This is a genomic window from Shewanella donghaensis, assembly GCF_007567505.1.
GTDB classification, from domain to species: Bacteria; Pseudomonadota; Gammaproteobacteria; order Enterobacterales; family Shewanellaceae; genus Shewanella; species Shewanella donghaensis.
This window is the reverse complement of sequence record NZ_CP041783.1, coordinates 3,357,316-3,375,049: the sequence shown is the minus strand read 5'-3', so window position 1 is coordinate 3,375,049 and position 17,734 is coordinate 3,357,316. Positions and strand designations below refer to the sequence as shown.

General features: G+C 41.9%; 17 protein-coding genes. 4 read left to right on the top strand and 13 right to left on the bottom strand.

The window, feature by feature from the left end; genetic code table 11:
* Window positions 1–50: 50 nt before the first annotated feature.
* From FPK91_RS14410 to gspC, 12 genes are all read right to left on the bottom strand, one after another.
* A complete protein-coding gene (locus tag FPK91_RS14410; protein ID WP_144211892.1) occupies window positions 51–812 on the bottom strand; it encodes a type II secretion system protein N in 762 nt (253 codons plus the stop codon).
* A gap of 12 nt (window positions 813–824) precedes the next feature.
* Window positions 825–1,301, bottom strand: a complete 477-nt coding sequence (locus FPK91_RS14405) for a type II secretion system protein M (protein ID WP_144211891.1) — start codon at window positions 1,299–1,301, stop codon at window positions 825–827.
* Between the two features lies 1 nt (window position 1,302).
* A complete protein-coding gene (gene gspL, locus FPK91_RS14400; RefSeq protein ID WP_144211890.1) occupies window positions 1,303–2,505 on the bottom strand; it encodes a type II secretion system protein GspL in 1,203 nt (400 codons plus the stop codon).
* 78 nt (window positions 2,506–2,583) lie between these two features.
* Window positions 2,584–3,585, bottom strand: a complete 1,002-nt coding sequence (gene gspK, locus FPK91_RS14395) for a type II secretion system minor pseudopilin GspK (RefSeq protein ID WP_144214447.1) — start codon at window positions 3,583–3,585, stop codon at window positions 2,584–2,586.
* Window positions 3,585–4,289 (bottom strand): type II secretion system minor pseudopilin GspJ, encoded by a 705-nt coding sequence (gene gspJ / locus FPK91_RS14390; protein ID WP_264371794.1) that lies wholly within the window; start codon window positions 4,287–4,289, stop codon window positions 3,585–3,587. The genes gspK and gspJ overlap by 1 nt, the downstream gene beginning before the upstream one ends.
* Before the next feature lie 67 nt (window positions 4,290–4,356).
* Window positions 4,357–4,725: a type II secretion system minor pseudopilin GspI gene (gspI, locus tag FPK91_RS14385; protein WP_144211888.1), complete on the bottom strand. Its 369-nt coding sequence runs from the start codon at window positions 4,723–4,725 to the stop codon at window positions 4,357–4,359.
* Window positions 4,712–5,287, bottom strand: coding sequence for a type II secretion system minor pseudopilin GspH (gene gspH / locus FPK91_RS14380; protein WP_144211887.1), 576 nt, complete (start codon window positions 5,285–5,287; stop codon window positions 4,712–4,714). The genes gspI and gspH overlap by 14 nt, the downstream gene beginning before the upstream one ends.
* Before the next feature lie 25 nt (window positions 5,288–5,312).
* Window positions 5,313–5,762: a type II secretion system major pseudopilin GspG gene (gene gspG / locus FPK91_RS14375; protein ID WP_144211886.1), complete on the bottom strand. Its 450-nt coding sequence runs from the start codon at window positions 5,760–5,762 to the stop codon at window positions 5,313–5,315.
* A gap of 91 nt (window positions 5,763–5,853) precedes the next feature.
* Window positions 5,854–7,077: a type II secretion system inner membrane protein GspF gene (gspF, locus tag FPK91_RS14370; protein WP_144211885.1), complete on the bottom strand. Its 1,224-nt coding sequence runs from the start codon at window positions 7,075–7,077 to the stop codon at window positions 5,854–5,856.
* 3 nt (window positions 7,078–7,080) lie between these two features.
* Window positions 7,081–8,640, bottom strand: coding sequence for a type II secretion system ATPase GspE (gene gspE, locus FPK91_RS14365; protein WP_405127366.1), 1,560 nt, complete (start codon window positions 8,638–8,640; stop codon window positions 7,081–7,083).
* On the bottom strand, window positions 8,633–10,792 hold the full coding sequence (gene gspD, locus FPK91_RS14360; RefSeq protein ID WP_144211884.1) for a type II secretion system secretin GspD: 2,160 nt from the start codon (window positions 10,790–10,792) through the stop codon (window positions 8,633–8,635). Before gspD ends, gspE begins: the two co-directional genes overlap by 8 nt.
* A gap of 25 nt (window positions 10,793–10,817) precedes the next feature.
* Window positions 10,818–11,729, bottom strand: coding sequence for a type II secretion system protein GspC (gene gspC, locus FPK91_RS14355; protein ID WP_144211883.1), 912 nt, complete (start codon window positions 11,727–11,729; stop codon window positions 10,818–10,820).
* Between the two features lie 247 nt (window positions 11,730–11,976).
* On the opposite strand from gspC, the gene hslR reads away from it, so the two are divergent.
* From hslR to FPK91_RS14335, 4 genes are all read left to right on the top strand, one after another.
* A complete protein-coding gene (gene hslR, locus FPK91_RS14350; RefSeq protein ID WP_144211882.1) occupies window positions 11,977–12,375 on the top strand; it encodes a ribosome-associated heat shock protein Hsp15 in 399 nt (132 codons plus the stop codon).
* 32 nt (window positions 12,376–12,407) lie between these two features.
* Window positions 12,408–13,268, top strand: coding sequence for an Hsp33 family molecular chaperone HslO (hslO, locus tag FPK91_RS14345; protein ID WP_144211881.1), 861 nt, complete (start codon window positions 12,408–12,410; stop codon window positions 13,266–13,268).
* A 292-nt stretch (window positions 13,269–13,560) separates the two neighbouring features.
* Window positions 13,561–15,102, top strand: a complete 1,542-nt coding sequence (locus FPK91_RS14340) for a phosphoenolpyruvate carboxykinase (RefSeq protein ID WP_144211880.1) — start codon at window positions 13,561–13,563, stop codon at window positions 15,100–15,102.
* A 198-nt stretch (window positions 15,103–15,300) separates the two neighbouring features.
* A complete protein-coding gene (locus FPK91_RS14335) occupies window positions 15,301–17,190 on the top strand; it encodes a M14 family metallopeptidase (protein ID WP_144211879.1) in 1,890 nt (629 codons plus the stop codon).
* 65 nt (window positions 17,191–17,255) lie between these two features.
* Here FPK91_RS14335 and FPK91_RS14330 read toward each other — a convergent pair whose 3' ends face one another.
* On the bottom strand, window positions 17,256–17,606 hold the full coding sequence (locus FPK91_RS14330) for a GIY-YIG nuclease family protein (protein WP_144211878.1): 351 nt from the start codon (window positions 17,604–17,606) through the stop codon (window positions 17,256–17,258).
* Window positions 17,607–17,734: the final 128 nt, after the last annotated feature.

Below are 17,734 nucleotides of genomic sequence, written 5' to 3'. Positions count from 1 at the left end.
ATCAGATGCCTTTAAATTTTCAGTAGTACTAATCCATTACTAACTTAGCATTACATGCCAGGAATAGTACCTTGGTAATTAACGGGGTAATAACCTTGGCTGTCTTGCTGCCCCAAAAAGCTTAAGGCTTGAGTTAAATCCTTTGGCTGTTCAGGTGTCGGTTTAATCTTAGCACTGACGGTAATACTGTTGTTATCACCTAACGTTGCAGTACCTTGAATACCCATTTTATTCATCGAATCATCGGTATTCAATTGCACTTGGCCATCAATACAATTTAACCCTAATGCAATATCGCCCAAAGGATATTCACCGAATTGATTTTTAACATCAATTCGGTTTAAAAATAGTTTACCGGTTAACTGTTCACACCAGGGCGCACCTTGCTCTAGTCTTTCTACAATTAAACTGACATCACCATCAATTTTGGTTCTGAAAGGTAATCGAGCATTACCCAGTAAAAATGCATTGGGTGCTTCAAAGCGAAGATTATCGGCAGTGAGTCCCGACATAGACCAGCTAATATCACCTTGACCACTCACTGCAGTGGCGCGGCTACCAATTCGAACATCGACATTCACTTGACCAATAAACAGCGCCCAAGGATTTAAATCCCAGGTGACTTGTTCAATCACTCTGCGATCAATGGATACAACATCTGCAGAGCCTTGCCACAATGTGCCTGTCACACCGCTCACTTTAATATTATTCGGCAGCGGCGCAATGCCGACAACCCAATTAGCAGGGATAAATACCACCAAAAACACCAGGTAGATAAATACACCTAAAATAATTTTCTTAATCAAACTCACTACATTACCTACTTACTTAGATAGCTGAATACGACGCACTTTTACAAAACCAGCCAAATCAGACTCTGATAAATCAACGCTTTCAAGCGTTAAGCCCTTTTTTTCAACTAACTCGTGTAAATAATCAAGCAAACTATCAAACGGTACATCATCCATCCACAATTGGATTTTATCCCCTTGCGGTTGCATACGTGTAATTTCTAAATCGTATTGACCAGCCAATTGGTTCACGATAGAACTCAGGCTGCCGCTAGCATTTGGTCGAGAACCTTGCTGTTTTAAACCTGCAATTTTATTGGCAGATTGTTTTACGTAATTTAAAGTCTGCTTCGCTGCTTGATTATCTTTTTCGGCATTCTCAGCTGCATTAGAAATAGGACTCCATATTCCCCAATACAAAATACCAATCACCACAAACACACTACAGCTAGCGACTAACTGTTGCTCACGTTGCGCAAGACCACGCCACCAGATTTGCAAATTTTCCATCTTATTTGCCCTTCAATGTAATTGTAGTGGTCACTTCATTCTCACCGCTATTAATTGCACCCATATCAAATTGATATTGAGACTCAACAAGCTGTTTAAACTGATCCACTTGATCATAATTTTTAGCGGTAACTTGCATGCGCAGTTCATTACGACCAGCATCAAATCGAATTGAATTGGGTTTTAAGTCAGGTACTTTTTGAAATGACTCTCGTAATCCTTCAAGCATGCCAAAGAAAGCAGCTCCGCCACCCTGACCTTGTAAGCTACGTAACTCGGAATCAAGCTGAGAGCGAATATTAACAATACGGTTAGTGCGAGGACTGACCTTCTTAAAAATGGCCTCGCTTTGCTGTTTAATCTCTGCGGTTTGCTGCTCTAATTGGTGAATGGTTAAGCCTTTATTCACCAGTGAAAGCACTATGGCGATGACAGCGATAATGGCTGCATTCTTCCAAAGCATGAGATGTTTGCTATATTCACGCTTTGGCTCATAGCTACCGCTTAACAAGTTAATCGGTGCCTGCAGAATCCCTTTGGCTAAGACCATCATTGGAATGTCTAAAGGTTTAGCTTCAACTTCGGCATCCATAAAGACTAAGTCATCACTGTATGTCGCAATCTTTAATGGTGACTCGTGTTCTTTACTGCTAGACATGAGTTCTGGCAGTGCAAAATCAAGCCAAGTTTTAGGCAAGCTAACCCCACTACCTTCACCAGTTCGCAGTAATAGCTCATCACCCATATCGAGTGCAGCCCAGCGGCATTGTTCCAGCGGTAACGCTAAACAATCAGGGACAACCCGTTTCACTTTTATACCTGCTTCAACTAACCATGACAGCCAATCTTGCATCTGTTCATGCGCTACTGCAACCACATTAAGAAACTCACCATCACGCGGGCCAACCACAAAATGCATTGATTCAACATCAGATGCAATGGCTTCTTCTAACATGAACGGCAACGCTTTTAACGCTTGGCGCTGATTTTTTTCAGGCAATGCAATTTGAGTCAATGTCATACTTGCAGCAGGAACCAAAACATCAACCGGACGGTTGCCCGCACGCTCAGTTAAACTGGTTAAGCTTTTAGCATCACTTAACTCACCTGAGGCGATAATCTCTTGCTCTTGTTCTGACCACACTAGCCAAGAACAAGGACTTTCGGATGTTTTTCCTAATCGGATAAATAGCCGTTCAGACACTGTCATTCTCCACAAGCTTCAACATCACCAAGGTAAAAGTACCTATAGCTGATTGAAGCGGGTTGTTATCCATATTCATTATTGCTGCCCGCCATATTGCCTGGAGAGCACATCAAAACTATTATTACTTCTGAGTAATACGCTATCCATTCTAAACACCGCATTATCCACTTTAGCGCCAGCTTTTAATAAGAAGTAATTACTATCAACCACGATGCTCGATTTCATATTACTTTCAGTCGCTAAACTCGCTAAAGAGTTATTTTCCCAAAACTCTGCGGCAGTCTCAAAACCATCGGCAGGTCGTTGGTTAATTAAACTTTCCGCATCACTTAAACTAATTTTATTCTCTAGCATGCCGACTAACAAAGCGGCCTGCTCTAATTCAATGGTATTCACATTAAGCAATTGCTGATTATTACCCGGAATTGCACATACGTATGGCAATAACGTTAAATATACTTGTTGGTTATAACCTAATACAGCGCGTAATTCACTGTGGTGACTCATTAATGTGTTCGCTGCACGGTAAGGCACGTTTCTAGACTCATAATCCGCATCTTCTGCGCCGTATGGCATCGCGACGGTATCTTCATCAATGTAATCAATTAATGTATGAGTGAGCCGTTCTGCGCCAAAATCGTCCATGCCTAAGGTTATTAACATCGACATAAACTGAGTCCCCGCTAAAGATAGCTTGGGTTGACCATTTTCAACTTCAGTGGATTTAACTGATAAAGCATTGACGTTGAAACATGAACGCATGTCTTTCATTTCCCCGCCAATCTCACCATACTCTGCTGGAAAAACAACATCCGCTAATGCCCAATATTGCTGTAAATGAACGGTGCCATCAGCATCTTCCATATCTTGCTTTAAAATCTTTTTGGCTAATTCTTCAGCTGAAATAGCATACCAATAGGCTTGGTCATATTGTGCTAAATTTAACGTGCGGCGCATAGACAATTGATTACGACTAGTAATATTGGTGGCGATAATCACCACCAAAGCCACAACCAGCAATACCACTAATAATGCGACGCCTCGTTGCTTACGAAAGCCTGGTAATTGATATTTCATCATGTGCCATTACCCGTGCTAGAGCCATTGTTACCGCTGTTATTACCGCTGTTATTACCGCTGTTATTGCCGTTATTAGTGCCGTTATTAGTGCCGTTGTTATTGCCGTTGTTACCATTGGCACCACCGCTGCCGCCACTGCCACCTTTAGGCAGTAAGAAGCGACGCTCAATGATACCAAAGCCTTCGATTTCCAACTTCATTGCGATGCCAAGGGGTAGCTGCGAGGAATCAACTTTACGTTCCCATTTATCACCAACAAAGAATGAATATTCAATAGAAATCACATCTTTGATGATCAAGCTTTTTAACGGTTCAGCGCCCACTTCTGGTTCAGGGTAAGGATAATACCAACGCTCTAAGCGACCATCTTGAACCACATAAGATACTGACTGCAGGCTGCCTCTTGGCAACATGCCATCAGGATTCAACCAACCTAAACGAAAAAACACCAAGGCTTCGGTTTCTGAATCCAGCATATTATCGCCAGTTTGAAATACTGTTGTCGTACGCTCGCCATCTAATCCACGCTGTGTGCGGGCAACCATTTGGCCTAAATCTCGTTCGATAATGCCAAAACCTTGCTGTAATGCTTTTAGTCGAACCGAAAACTCTTTGGTCGCTTCATCATTTTTCATCACGGTTGATAACACAGAATTTGCTGCTAGCCCTATCATCGCGAAAATACCGATGGCGATCATCATTTCGAGCAAGGTGAAACCTGCCTGACGATGTTTTCTTGCGTCAGAATGATGAGTATGATGTCGGCCGTTAGCCTGCGTTATGAACATAACTACTCACTTGTGCAACGGTGCGTTTAAACCTGTCATCATCACTAACTAATATTCTGATCATTCTAAAATTGTCGTCAGTGGTTTTGATCACCTCTTGACGCCAATACCAATCTTTTTCAGCTAACTCGACCTGGCCAGTTTTAGTGCCAAGTTCAGGGAAGCTTTCAACCAATCTGGCTTCAACCATTTGGTTACTGGCAACCCATTGCGCTAAAGTTCGTTCTTCTAATATCGGCAGGTTTGCCATTTGATCGCCAATGCTTTTGGTTACTGCGACAGCCGCAATAGAAAACACTGCTAACGCTACGATGACTTCTAGTAAGGTCATGCCTTTACTGTATTTCATCAAAGCTCCCTATTGCTAACCGACCAAGCGCATCACCAACAACAAGCACTTCAATTTCTTTACCTTTGTCATCATCAAGTAAAAAGCTCAATTCGAAAGTCGACATTTCACCACTGGGGAAAAGTAATATCTGTGGCTCAGGGTTTTTCTTTTTATCTTCTTTTGACTCTTCAATTAATGGCTCATCAAACCAAGATTCATCATCTTCGTCTTCTTGGGTTAATGGCAAGCCATCCAGTAATAGACTCATGGTGACACCCTGCTCCATTTGCTTAGGAGCTAAGTGACGATCTTGCGTTACTGGATGCCATTTACTTTCTTTGTAATAAACGAATTGATATTCATCTTCTTCAACAACAATACCTAAAAATTGACCACTAAGAATGGCCTCTTCAATCACGAGTTCTGTCATTGCAATAAATTGACGAGCCGTTTTTTTTAACGCCTGTTCTGGTCCTGCTGTACTGGTTGTCATAGTAACGGCAGCCGCAGCGAGTCCCATCAGTAATGCAACTAATAGGACTTCTAGCAAGGTGAATCCAGATTGACGTTTGGTCATCATAATCGGTTATTAAACTCAGTAATGTTTACTGGAAGTTTTGTAGATTCCAGTTACCGATGTCATCTTCAGTGCCAACTTGTCCATCAGGACCTGCACTAAAAATATCAATACGACCATTCTCACCAGGGCTTAATAAGTAGTAATCATTGCGCCAAGGATCTTGTGGTAAACGTTTAATGTAGCCTTCGTCACGGTAATTACGTGGTTCAGGAGAAGATGTAGGCTTTTGAATCAGTGCATCTAGACCTTGATCCGTTGTTGGGTAAATACTGTTATCCAAGCGATACATATCTAAGGTGTTTTCTAAAGCTACAATGTCAGACACCGCTTTTTGAATATCTGCTTTATCTTTGTTACCCATTAAGTTAGGTACGACCATCGAAGCAAGAATACCCAAAATAACAATAACAACCATGACTTCAAGTAATGTAAAACCAGCTTGTTTACGACCAGTTTGATTTCGATTTGCTTGCATTAACGACTTCCTCCGACACACACAGTTAAAGTGCGATAAAAAATAAATATTGAATAATTAAATACTAAATAACTTGTTTAAGTAAACTAAACTACGCGCTGATTAAGTTATTCAATTCTAAGATAGGCTGTAAAATTGCCATCACGATAAATAACACCACAGAGGCCATACTGACGACCAACATAGGTTCAAATACCCCTAATGCAATGTTTACATTGGATTCAAATTCTCTATCTTGGTTATCTGCAGCACGTTCTAACATTTGCTCCAGTTGACCACTTTTCTCACCCGATGCAATCATATAGAGCATCATAGCGGGAAAAAGTTTGGTATTTGTTAGTGCGGCGCCCAAACTGGTACCTTCACGCACCCTTGCTGTAGCATCATCAACGGCTGCACGTACTTTGACATTTTGTAGTACTTCACTGGCAATATGCATCCCTTCTAATAAGGGAACTGAACTCGCTGACAAGATACTTAAGGTTCTTGCAAAACGCGCTGTATTAAGGCCTTTACTCACTTTCCCTATAACAGGTGCCTTTAATAACCACGAATCGTATTGCATTCTAAAAATAGGTTTTCTTAATAATTGCTTGAATAGGACAAAAAGGCCAACCATCGCGATGAGGACAAACACGCCATAGTTTTGCACGAAATCAGAAGCAAGAATGAGGAATTGTGTTGAACCGGGTAACTCTTGACCCATATGTTCAAATTGCCCAACCACCTTTGGTACGACTGCTGCTAGCAATACAGCAATAACACCGATCGCGACTGTGGTTAATACAATAGGGTAAATCATCGCTTGAGTGAGCTTAGATTTAAGTTGTTGGCGACGTTCGGTGTAATCCGCTAAGCGATTTAACACCACCTCTAAATGGCCTGACTTTTCACCTGACGCAACCATAGCGCGGTAAAGGTCGTCAAAAACATGAGGAAATTCGGCTAATGAGTCTGCAAGGCTATAACCTTCAACAACACGAGAACGCACAGCCATAATCAAACTGGCTAGACGATCTTTTTCACATTGTTGTCCAACGGCTTTAAGTGACTCTTCAATGGGTAAACCTGCAGCCACTAACGTTGCGATTTGGCGTGTTAGTAACGCGAGTTCAGCAACTGAAATACCACGTTTAAAAAGTGTCAGCCCTTGGCTCTTCGCTTTAGCCTCTTTTTCAGCAACAGGTTGCAGCTCTAGCGGCATTAACCGTTGTTCACGCAATTGACTGCGAGCATGACGAGCGGTATCTGCCTCTATAACGCCTTTCTGCTGCTTGCCATTACTATCAAGAGCTTTATATTCAAACGCTGCCATTGTTTATTCCTCGCGTGTCACGCGCAATACTTCTTCAAGGGTTGTAACCCCTGCAAGTACTTTGCTCATGCCATCATGACGAATACTTGGAATCGTTTGACGTACATATTTTTCAATGGCTAATTCACCACGGCCACCGTGAATTAATTCACGGACGCTATCATCAACTGTCAGCAACTCATGAATACCTGTACGCCCTCTATAGCCATTATGACCACAAGCTTTACAACCTTTAGCGCGATAAATCATTCGCGTATCATTTGCGGTAACGCCGAGTAATTCACGTTCACGTTCATCAGGTTCATGCGCAACCTTACACTCTTTACATAACGTACGGATTAATCGTTGCGCCAACACCCCAAGTAAACTTGAAGAAACAAGGAAAGGCTCAACACCCATATCTTGTAAACGGGTAATCGCACCCGATGCTGTATTGGTATGCAATGTAGAAATAACCATGTGACCGGTTAATGATGCTTGAACCGCGATTTGCGCTGTTTCTAAATCACGGATTTCACCAATCATGACCACATCAGGATCTTGACGTAATATTGCACGTAGTCCACGGGCAAAAGTCATATCCGCTTTAGTATTAACTTGTGTTTGACCAATACCATTAAGTTCATACTCAATAGGGTCTTCCACAGTTAAGATATTGGTATCTTTAGAGTTAATTTCAGTTAAGCCCGCATAGAGCGTGGTACTTTTACCTGAACCAGTCGGCCCTGTAACCAAAATAATACCGTGAGGCTTACGGATAAGTGATTCAAACTGATCTTGAATAGACGGTGTCATACCCAACAGTTTTAAGTCTAAGTTGCCGGTGTTTTTATCCAGTAAACGTAATACTACCCGCTCGCCGTGGCTTGATGGCATAGTTGATACACGAACATCGACGGCACGGCCTGCAATACGTAATGAAATACGGCCATCCTGAGGAACGCGTTTTTCAGCAATATCCAAACGTGCCATAACCTTAATACGTGAAACCAGCAATGAAGATAGTTTACGGTTAGGTTTTAACACCTCTTTAAGCACACCATCAATACGGAAACGAACGATGAGTTGTGTCTCATAAGTTTCAATATGAATATCTGAGGCTTCTTCTTTAATTGCTTCAGATAGCAACGCATTGATCAATTTAATGATAGGTGCGTCATCATCACCTTCAAGCAAGTCTTCAGTTTGCGGTAACTCTTCAGCTAACGTAAACAAGTCCATTTCATTACCAATATCTTCCATCAGTTGCTGTGCTTCTGATGAGTTGGCTTGGAATGTCTGGGTTAACTTGGCCTCAAAATCTTCTAGTGGCAACTTGCATAACACTAATTCTTCACCCGCATAGCGACGTACTTCGAGCATCGCATTTAATGGGGTGTTGCTGGTGTAATACAGCTTTAAAGCATCAGCTTCTTTGGCTAATGCCAAATTAAAACGATGTGAGAAAGCAAACGGAAGACGTTCACGGCTGTTCGAAAGAAAAACCTCATCACCCAGTTCTTCCGCCTCTAAACCTAAATCCGTTGAAACTTGCGCCAACTGTTCAGTCACTGCTTCACTCATTGGCATCATCTTCTTGGTTAGCTTCTGCATCTTCGGCTTCAGCGTCTTCGATTATGACATCATCATTATCTTTACTTTCACTAATGCGTTTAAGTGCAGGATCTGTTTCACGCATTCTAGTCTCTAGACTTTTACCTTCTTTATAACGATTAAGCACTTCGTTAACTTCATCTGGTAAATAAGCTTCTTGATCCCACTCTTGCAATATCGGCACATCAGTATTAGGCATTAAGTTTACACCGCGCTCTTGTTGCTCAAGTTGCAATGCGCGGAAGTAGTTATATTTACGACCTGCAATACCTTCCATCGTGATGCCATCACGGATAATGGTAGGTTTAATAAAGACCATCAAGTTCTTCTTTTTCGTACCGCTTGAAGAAGACTTAAATAAATGACCGATAATCGGTAAGTCACCTAGGAATGGCACTTTTTGAACTGATTCTTGCACTTCTTCGTTAATCAATCCGCCCAAAACTACAATCTGACCAGAGTCTGCCATTACCGTAGTAGTTAAACGACGAGTCGCGAATGTCACATCAACACCCGTTTTACCGTTAATACCTGAGACTTCTTGCTCAATGGTCAACTTAACTGCATTACCTTCATTGACCTGTGGGATAACTTTTAACTTCACGCCCACTTCTTTACGTTCAACCGTTTGGAATGGGTTACTGTTGCCGTTGCTAGAGTTTTGGCTACCAGTAAGAATTGGCACTTCGTCACCAACAATGAATGATGCTTCTTGGTTATCGAGAGTTGTAATAGAAGGTGTTGCAAGTACATTTGATTTGGTGTCACTTGATACTGCTTGAATCAATGCGCCGAAATCGCCCATTGCCACACCCCACGCCATACCGTTCACTTTACCTAACGATTGCGCCAGTAATGTAATATCACCTCGTGTATCCGGGTTTTCAGTACAGGTACCATTTTCGGTACATACTGTAGTGCCTTCTTCACCTTGTGCTTGCCAAATACCCGCACCAATTTCGCCAATAGTTGGACCTAAGTTATTAAACTGAGTACCACCACCAGAAGCTGACGCCCATTGAATACCAAAGCCAACATCATCACCTTCTGATACTTCAACAATAATGGCTTCAACCAATACTTGAGCACGGCGAATATCTAATTGGTTAATCACACTTTCAATAGTGCGCATTTGATCCGGTTCAGCACTGATAACCAAAGCATTGGTATCATCGTGAGCCATGATATTAATTTCTTTACGCTTGCTGCCCGATGACTTACCGGCATCTTGATCGCTGACTAATTGATCCGCAAAACCTGTTAACACTTCAACCAAGTCTTCTGCTTTGGCGTAGCGTAAATATCTTACTTTGGTGTTACCGGTATTCGCTTGTTCAGCATCAAGGCGGCGGATGAGTTCAACCACTCGTTGACGACTTTTTTCATCACCGCTAACAATGACCGCGTTCATACGTTCATCAGCAACCACTTTAGGCGCTTGACCTGGCATTTGTGCTTGATTTGCGGTTGAGCGATATAAGGTATCTACGATTCGAACAATTTCACCCGCTGAAGCATATTCAAGTGAAACCACTTCAACAGCTGTATCCCCTTGCTTATCAACACGGCGAACAATTTCAACCAGCTTATTCACAACCGCAGCGCGGCCTGAAATCATCAATACGTTAGACGGGTCGTAATTAACCACGTTACCGCCACCAGCATTATCATTTAACTGACGAAGCAGCGGTGCAAGTTGTTTAGCCTCGGTGTTATATAAAGCCACGATACGGGTGACCATTTCATCACCTAAACCCGGAGTGTCGTCATCTGCTACCCGAATCGCTGCCGTTTTAGCATCTTTATCTTTAATAACTTTGATGACACGGTTTTCCATTTCAACAACGGCGTAACCATATACCTGCAATACATTGAGGAAGAATTGGTAGTACTGTTCATCATCTAATAAATCATAGCTGCGGACATTAATTTTACCGCGAACAGTGGGATCCACAATAATGGTTTTATTGAGGTTTTTGCCTACAATATTAATGAATTCCTGAATATCGGTGCCTTTAAAATTGGCAGCATATTGTTCCGACCAAGCAACCTGAGAAACCAGCATGGCAAGTCCTGCAACCATTCCAGCTAATACCTTGCGTCGAATTCCATAACTCTTCATTATTTCCAATCCTCTACTGCCAATTCTATTCTGGCAAACTAAAAATTATTTCTACTAACTGTCCATCACGTTCAACCATGACGCCAATTTCTGTTAATTCTGGTAATTGCCCCATAACTTCTAACGACTGCCCCATGTCAGTTAAGTCGTATCCGTTTATGGATTTTGCTAAATCATTTGCTTTAAACCCTGCTGCCTTAAATAAAGACTTATCTTTGCCTGGATTTAAACGGTAGCCACTGACACCTTCAGCGCCTCGCACTGGTGAAATAGCAAGGAAATCGGTGAGCTTGCTTGGGTCGGCAAGGAGTTCGTCACGTGAGTCTGCCAACTCTTGCGTTATCTCGCTTCGCTGAACGCGCTGAACTGTTTTTTGTTGTTTTGCTTGTTGCAGTGATTCGTTAGCTTGGCTTTGAGTGGTGTAATTTAAACCATCAAGCATTAAGGTTTCATAACGGCCTGCGTTAGTGATAATAATACGATCAGCATAAACTTCTTTGAGTGAAGCAGAAGTGCCTTTAATTTTATCGCCTAAGCTATAAGTCTCTTGGTTACCTTTCGATTCAATAACAGCAAGGCCATGACTATCTAAAGTCGAAGCCACAACACCCGTTAATAAAATAGAGAGGTTTGTTTTTGGCGCATCGGTGATTTGTTCAACAGGTGCCGCTTTTTTCTGCTGTGCATCACTATTCGCACCTTTTGAGCCAAATAATGCTAATTTTTGCACACCACTAAGCTCAACCCGTTTAGCACTGGCTGCGGAAGTGGGAGAAGGTTGCCAAGCCACGGTCTGAGAATTAACCGGCATTAACTTCCATGTAATTTGAGCAGCGATGATAAGGACAATAACTAACCCTACCCAAAAAACGGCGGCGCTCAATGGCTTTTGGGGAATACCTGCAGCCTTGGTAATAACTTTATCTAATACATCCATATTCAGGTCTGACCCTCTTCACAGGTCGCTGTTCTTATTCTGTTAATTTAGGAATTACTGCATCATGCTAACTCACGCGGCTTATTGCAACAAGCCCATAGCATATCGATTGGCGAAATACAGCTGATTATGCTACATTTGCGCGCCTAAAAAGGCTGTGAGAAACGCCACTATTTGAGGTCTTTCCTCCATTTTGCATACGAAAAATGTCAACCTTGTGAACTCATACCACTTTTGGGGGTGTTCGATGAACCATGCTCAAGTTAAAACTATGTCCGTAAGGTTAGATAAATGGTTATGGGCTGCGCGTTTTTATAAAACTCGCTCTATAGCTAAAGACATGATCAATGGTGGAAAAGTTCACTATAATGGACAAAGAGCCAAATCGAGCAAGCAAGCGGAAGTCGGTGCAACACTCCGAATTCGCCAAGGGCACGATGATAAGGAAATTATTATTGTTCAATTGTCTGAACACAGACAAGGGGCAGCTATAGCGCAAACGCTATACCAAGAAACACCTGAAAGCATCACTAAACGTGAATTTAATGCTGAAGCAAGACGATTAAACATTTTAAATAATCCGGCACCAGAAAATAAGCCGGATAAAAAGCAACGACGCCAACTTATTCGCTTTAAAGATTACTAATTATTTTTAAAGTACAACAAACGAGAAACCGCATGAGCCAAGATCTATTACATCGCTACTTATTCGACAATGCCGACGTTCGTGGTGAAATGGTACAACTTGAACAAAGTTACCAAGAAATTTTAGCAGCACATGATTACCCAGTTGCACTACAGAAATTGATAGGTCAATTAATGGCTGCAACTTCACTGCTCACTGCCACTATTAAGTTTACAGGTGATATCAGTGTTCAGCTTCAAGGTGATGGTCCAGTATCATTAGCCGTGATAAATGGCAGTAACTTGCAAGCGCTTCGTGGTATCGCACGTTGGAAAGGTGAATTAGCAGATGACGCTTCACTTGCAGACCTTATGGGTAAAGGTATTATGGCTATAACCCTTACGCCTGATGAAGGTGAACGCTACCAAGGGATTGTGTCACTTGAACATTCAGATTTAGCAGCTTGTTTAGAAGAGTACTTTAATCAATCTGAGCAACTGCCTACCGTTATTCGTTTATTTGCTGACGGCAAACAAGCTGCAGGAATGCTGTTACAAGTATTGCCAACGGAAAATAGTGAAAACGAAGAGTTTGATCATTTAACTGCGTTAACCCAAACGATCAAACAAGAAGAGTTGTTCACTCTAAGTGCTGAAGATATTTTACATCGCCTTTACCATCAAGAAGAAGTGCTAATCTTCGACCCTATCAATGTGACGTTTAAGTGTGGTTGTTCAAAAGAAAGCAGCGCTAAAGCTATTGCAACTTTACAGCAGGCTGAAGTTGAAGCGATTCTTGCAGAAGAAGGCGACATTAAAATGGACTGCGAATATTGCCCAGCTATTTATACCTTTGATAGCATCGATATTGCTGCCATTTATGCTGGCAATATGGGTTCTGATCAACAGCAATAATGATCAGCATTACATGTTAACTTTCAAAAAAAGCGCTTAAGGCGCTTTTTTTATGCTTAAAAACTACCTTTATAATCGCCTTCAAACTAAAAAGACTGAATAATTACCAAAAAGTTACCAAAGTGTTAGTTACCTGTAATCCATATTACGTTACTATTACGGCGCATAGGTATTGCTAATTTAGCGTAAACCTAAGCATGTAACCCCCTTAGCAAGCGAAACGTAAGTCATCCTAAATATAAATCGGCAATATAGACCGATAAACGACCTATTTAAGACGGAGAACGACCCGATGGCAGATGGAACAAACAGCGTACACTTTAACCTTACTAGCGCTGAATTAATTGAACTTGCTTTACAACGTAATGAAGGCCAATTAACCGCAAATGGCGCGCTCGTAGCAAAGACTGGTGAAAGAACTGGTCGCTCACCGAATGATCGATTCATTGTTCAAGAACAAAACACTCAAGATGATATTGACTGGGGATCAGTCAATAAGGGGATCGCTGCTGATACCTTTGATGCACTTTGGGGCAGAGTCGAAGCCTACCTTTCTGAAAAAGACATCTTTGTTTCTGAATTAGAAGTCGGCGCTTCAGATGAACATTATCTACCTGTTCGTGTTACCACTGAATATGCATGGCACCAAGTGTTTGCTCGCAACTTATTTATTACCCCAGAAACCTATAACCGTGGTGATAAAGAACAGTGGCAAATAATGAATGCGCCAGATTTTGTCTGTGAGCCTGCTCGTGACGGTACTCATTCAGATGCGGTAGTGATGATTAATTTCTCTGCCAAAAAAGTTCTGCTTGCAGGTCTGAAATATGCTGGTGAAATGAAAAAGTCGATGTTCTCGGTACAAAACTTTTTGCTTCCCGCTAAAGGCGTCCTGCCAATGCATTGTTCTGCCAATGTTGGTTCTGACGGCGACACTACCTTATTCTTCGGTTTATCAGGTACAGGTAAAACGACATTATCAGCCGATCCTAAGCGTTTCTTAATCGGAGATGATGAACACGGCTGGGCACCAGGCGGTGTATTTAACATTGAAGGTGGTTGCTACGCTAAATGTATCGACTTAAGCCAAAAAAATGAGCCAGTGATTTGGGATGCTATTCGTTTCGGCACTGTGCTTGAAAATGTCATGTTAGATGATAGCCGTACCCCTGATTACACTAATACCACACTAACAGAAAACAGCCGCGCGGCTTATCCGTTAGAGCATATTGCGCAGCGTATTGAAGAAAACCGCGGCGCAGAACCTCATGCTGTGGTGTTTTTAACCTGTGACGTGTCCGGTGTATTACCGCCAGTCTCGGTATTAACCAAAGAGCAAGCGGCATACCATTTCTTATCAGGGTATACCGCCAAAGTTGGTTCTACTGAAATGGGCTCAACCTCAGCTATCCAATCAACATTCTCAACCTGTTTTGGTGCACCTTTCTTCCCTCGACCAGCTGGTGTTTATGCTGAGTTGTTGATGAAACGCATTGAATCATTCGGTAGCCAAGTGTACTTGGTGAATACCGGCTGGACAGGTGGACCACACGGTGTTGGTAAACGTTTTAATATCCCGACGACTCGCGCCATTGTTGATGCGATTGTGAGTGGTGAACTCAAAGACGTAGAAACCATGCATATTGATAAATTAAACCTCAATGTGCCGGTTGCTGTATCAGGTGTTGAAACGCAACTATTAAACCCTGTGAATACCTGGGCAGATAAAGCTGAATACGATAAGTTTGCTCAACAGCTTGCTGAAGAGTTCACGGCTAACTTTGAAAAGTATAAAGTGTCTGATGCAATCAAAAATGCTGGACCAAACAGCTAGTGTTGTTCAGGTGAAGCTAAAAAGCCTAACCACTATCAATTTCTATTTAGGCTGATAACACCAAGCCGCAAATTATTATTTGCGGCTTTTTTATAACAATAATTTACTTTCCATTAATCAGCATCAATCTGCTATTGCCTATAAAGAGAATTAATTTAAGATAAAATAACAAACTTTGGTCATATCATAGGGATATCTATGCGCCGCGCTATCATTGCGAGCCTTGTTATTAACGCCGTTTTACTTCTCAATGGACAAGCTTACGCAACCGAAAATCTTGCTAAGTATTCCGAAAAAACCATTGATGACCAACAAAATTCCACCGTTATTGATGTCGCTAAAAGTACCACCTTTGTTAACGACAGTATTTTACCTCCTTTGCCTATTTGGCAAGGTGCCAGTGAAGCATTAATCCAGCCAGCAACTCATCAATGGGCAACGCCTTTTGAACAAAATGGATTAACCACCAGCCCTAATTATCACGACACGCATCAATGGCTCACTAAACTCGTCGACAGCAGTAATTTATTGCAACAAGTCTCAATCGGTAAAAGCCCACAAGGCCGAGATATTTGGATGATAGTCGCCTCTAAAGAAGGCGCAGCGACCGCGACAGCTCTCAGTGACAATAATAAACCCACTGTGCTGGTGCAGGCTGGGATCCATTCTGGTGAAATTGATGGCAAAGATGCTGGCATGATGCTACTTCGAGACATGAGCCATGGTGATAAAAAAGCGCTATTGGATAAAGTAAATCTGTTGTTTGTGCCCATCTTGAGCGTAGATGCCCATGAACGTAGTGATGAGTTTAACCGTGTAAATCAACGCGGGCCTGTTGATATGGGGTGGCGAACCAATGCCAGAAACCTTAACTTAAACCGAGATTATGCCAAGCTAGATACCCTTGAACTGCAGCATATGATCCGCACCATTAATATTTGGCAGCCAGATTTATACATTGATGTCCATGTCACTGACGGTATCGACTATCAATACGATGTTACTTTTGGCTATAACGTTAAAGAAGGCTATAGCCCTGAAAGTTTCGCTTGGCTGGAAACCTACTATCGTCCAGAAGTAGAAGCGGCATTGACCAAGCAAGATCATATTCCGGGTAAATTGATTTTCGCGCTTGATAATGCTGATATGTATAAAGGGTTATCGAATTGGAACCCAAGCCCTCGCTTTTCAAATGGTTATGGGGATGCCAGACATTTACCTACGATCTTAATCGAAAACCACAGTTTAAAGCCTTTCAAACAGCGTGTACTCGGTACTTACGTCATGCTTGAACAAACCTTAAAAACCGTTGCAGAGCATGGAACTAAGCTAAAAGCCGCTATTTACGAAGATAAATATTTGCATCAACAACGCTTTCCGCTCACTTGGCAAAATGTAGAACAAGCTCAAGGTTGGGATTTTAAAGGTATTGAATATAGTGTTGAGCAAAGTGACATTAGTGGTGCTAACGTTGTCAGGTGGAATGGTAAACCTAAGCTTTATCCGAATTTACCGGTTATTGGTAACACCGAAGTGGATGTCATCACTCAGCGGCCTAAATTTTATTATATTCCATCTCAATGGCATCAAGTTATTGAACGCTTAGCAATACATGGCGTAAGAATGACCACCTTAGAAAAGCCAAAAACAATCAAAGCGGCGCAATATCAATTTACCAATCCAGAATTTAACACGGTAGATTATGAAGGTCGCCAGCGAGTGACAGCCACCAGCACTAAATTAAACATTGATACCACTGTGCCCCAAGGCACAATTCAAATTACCACCAATCAACCTTTAGGTGACTTGGCTATTTTACTGCTGGAACCAGAGTCGGTTGATTCATTCTTTCAATGGGGATTTTTCAATAGCATCTTTACACGTACTGAATATATTGAAGACTATGCCGTCGAGCCTTTAGCAGCCAAAATGCTTGCTGCAGACGACAATCTAAAACTGGAATTCGACAAAGCCTTAAAGGATGAAGCTTTTGCGGCCGATCCTAAAGCAAGACTAAGATGGTTTTACCAACGCAGTCCTTATTACGATGAACAGTATTTGAAATATCCAGTGCTGAGATCTCGCTAAGCTCACATAGCCTATTTATAAAGCCGCTAAATAAACCACTTAATATCTCAGTATTAAGTGGTTTTTTATATGGATTTTTGTTCCACAGAACCAGCAATCAAGGCTAACTTGTGACTACGAGACAACTTTTTAACGGCGATTTCTCGTTTTAATGCATGACTACGGTCAGTTAGGGTTTCTTGATACACCAAGGTTAACGGCCCTTTGCCTTTTAAATATTTGGCCGCCTTAGCCCCACCCGCTTGATGCTCAGCAAAACGACGCTTTATATCCGTTGTAACCCCAGTATAGAGATGACTATTACGGCATTTGATCATATATAAATACCAGGGTGCAGCGGGTATATCTGATTTTGTATCAGTAGATAAAGAACGACTTTTAGTCTCGCTGATATTTTCTTGGATGTTAGTCGACATCGATATAAAAAACCTTCGGTCTGATCATAGTTATCTGCTGCTATCATGGCATAATGCGGTATCAAATATGAATCTTATCACCTTGGGACTTCCTGAGGCGAACCAGTATATGGTGAAAGCCATGTGAG

What these genes read in the sequence shown, in the direction of transcription:
- FPK91_RS14405 (WP_144211891.1), bottom strand. Translation starts at nt 1,301, where the DNA reads ATGGAAAATTTGCAAATCTGGTGGCGTGGTCTTGCGCAACGTGAGCAA.
- gspK (WP_144214447.1), bottom strand. Translation starts at nt 3,585, where the DNA reads ATGAAATATCAATTACCAGGCTTTCGTAAGCAACGAGGCGTCGCATTA.
- gspJ (WP_264371794.1), bottom strand. Translation starts at nt 4,289, where the DNA reads ATGATGATCGCCATCGGTATTTTCGCGATGATAGGGCTAGCAGCAAAT.
- gspI (WP_144211888.1), bottom strand. Translation starts at nt 4,725, where the DNA reads ATGAAATACAGTAAAGGCATGACCTTACTAGAAGTCATCGTAGCGTTA.
- gspH (WP_144211887.1), bottom strand. Translation starts at nt 5,287, where the DNA reads ATGATGACCAAACGTCAATCTGGATTCACCTTGCTAGAAGTCCTATTA.
- gspG (WP_144211886.1), bottom strand. Translation starts at nt 5,762, where the DNA reads ATGCAAGCAAATCGAAATCAAACTGGTCGTAAACAAGCTGGTTTTACA.
- gspF (WP_144211885.1), bottom strand. Translation starts at nt 7,077, where the DNA reads ATGGCAGCGTTTGAATATAAAGCTCTTGATAGTAATGGCAAGCAGCAG.
- gspE (WP_405127366.1), bottom strand. Translation starts at nt 8,640, where the DNA reads ATGAGTGAAGCAGTGACTGAACAGTTGGCGCAAGTTTCAACGGATTTA.
- gspD (WP_144211884.1), bottom strand. Translation starts at nt 10,792, where the DNA reads ATGAAGAGTTATGGAATTCGACGCAAGGTATTAGCTGGAATGGTTGCA.
- gspC (WP_144211883.1), bottom strand. Translation starts at nt 11,729, where the DNA reads ATGGATGTATTAGATAAAGTTATTACCAAGGCTGCAGGTATTCCCCAA.
- hslR (WP_144211882.1), top strand. Translation starts at nt 11,977, where the DNA reads ATGAACCATGCTCAAGTTAAAACTATGTCCGTAAGGTTAGATAAATGG.
- hslO (WP_144211881.1), top strand. Translation starts at nt 12,408, where the DNA reads ATGAGCCAAGATCTATTACATCGCTACTTATTCGACAATGCCGACGTT.
- FPK91_RS14340 (WP_144211880.1), top strand. Translation starts at nt 13,561, where the DNA reads ATGGCAGATGGAACAAACAGCGTACACTTTAACCTTACTAGCGCTGAA.
- FPK91_RS14335 (WP_144211879.1), top strand. Translation starts at nt 15,301, where the DNA reads ATGCGCCGCGCTATCATTGCGAGCCTTGTTATTAACGCCGTTTTACTT.
- FPK91_RS14330 (WP_144211878.1), bottom strand. Translation starts at nt 17,606, where the DNA reads ATGTCGACTAACATCCAAGAAAATATCAGCGAGACTAAAAGTCGTTCT.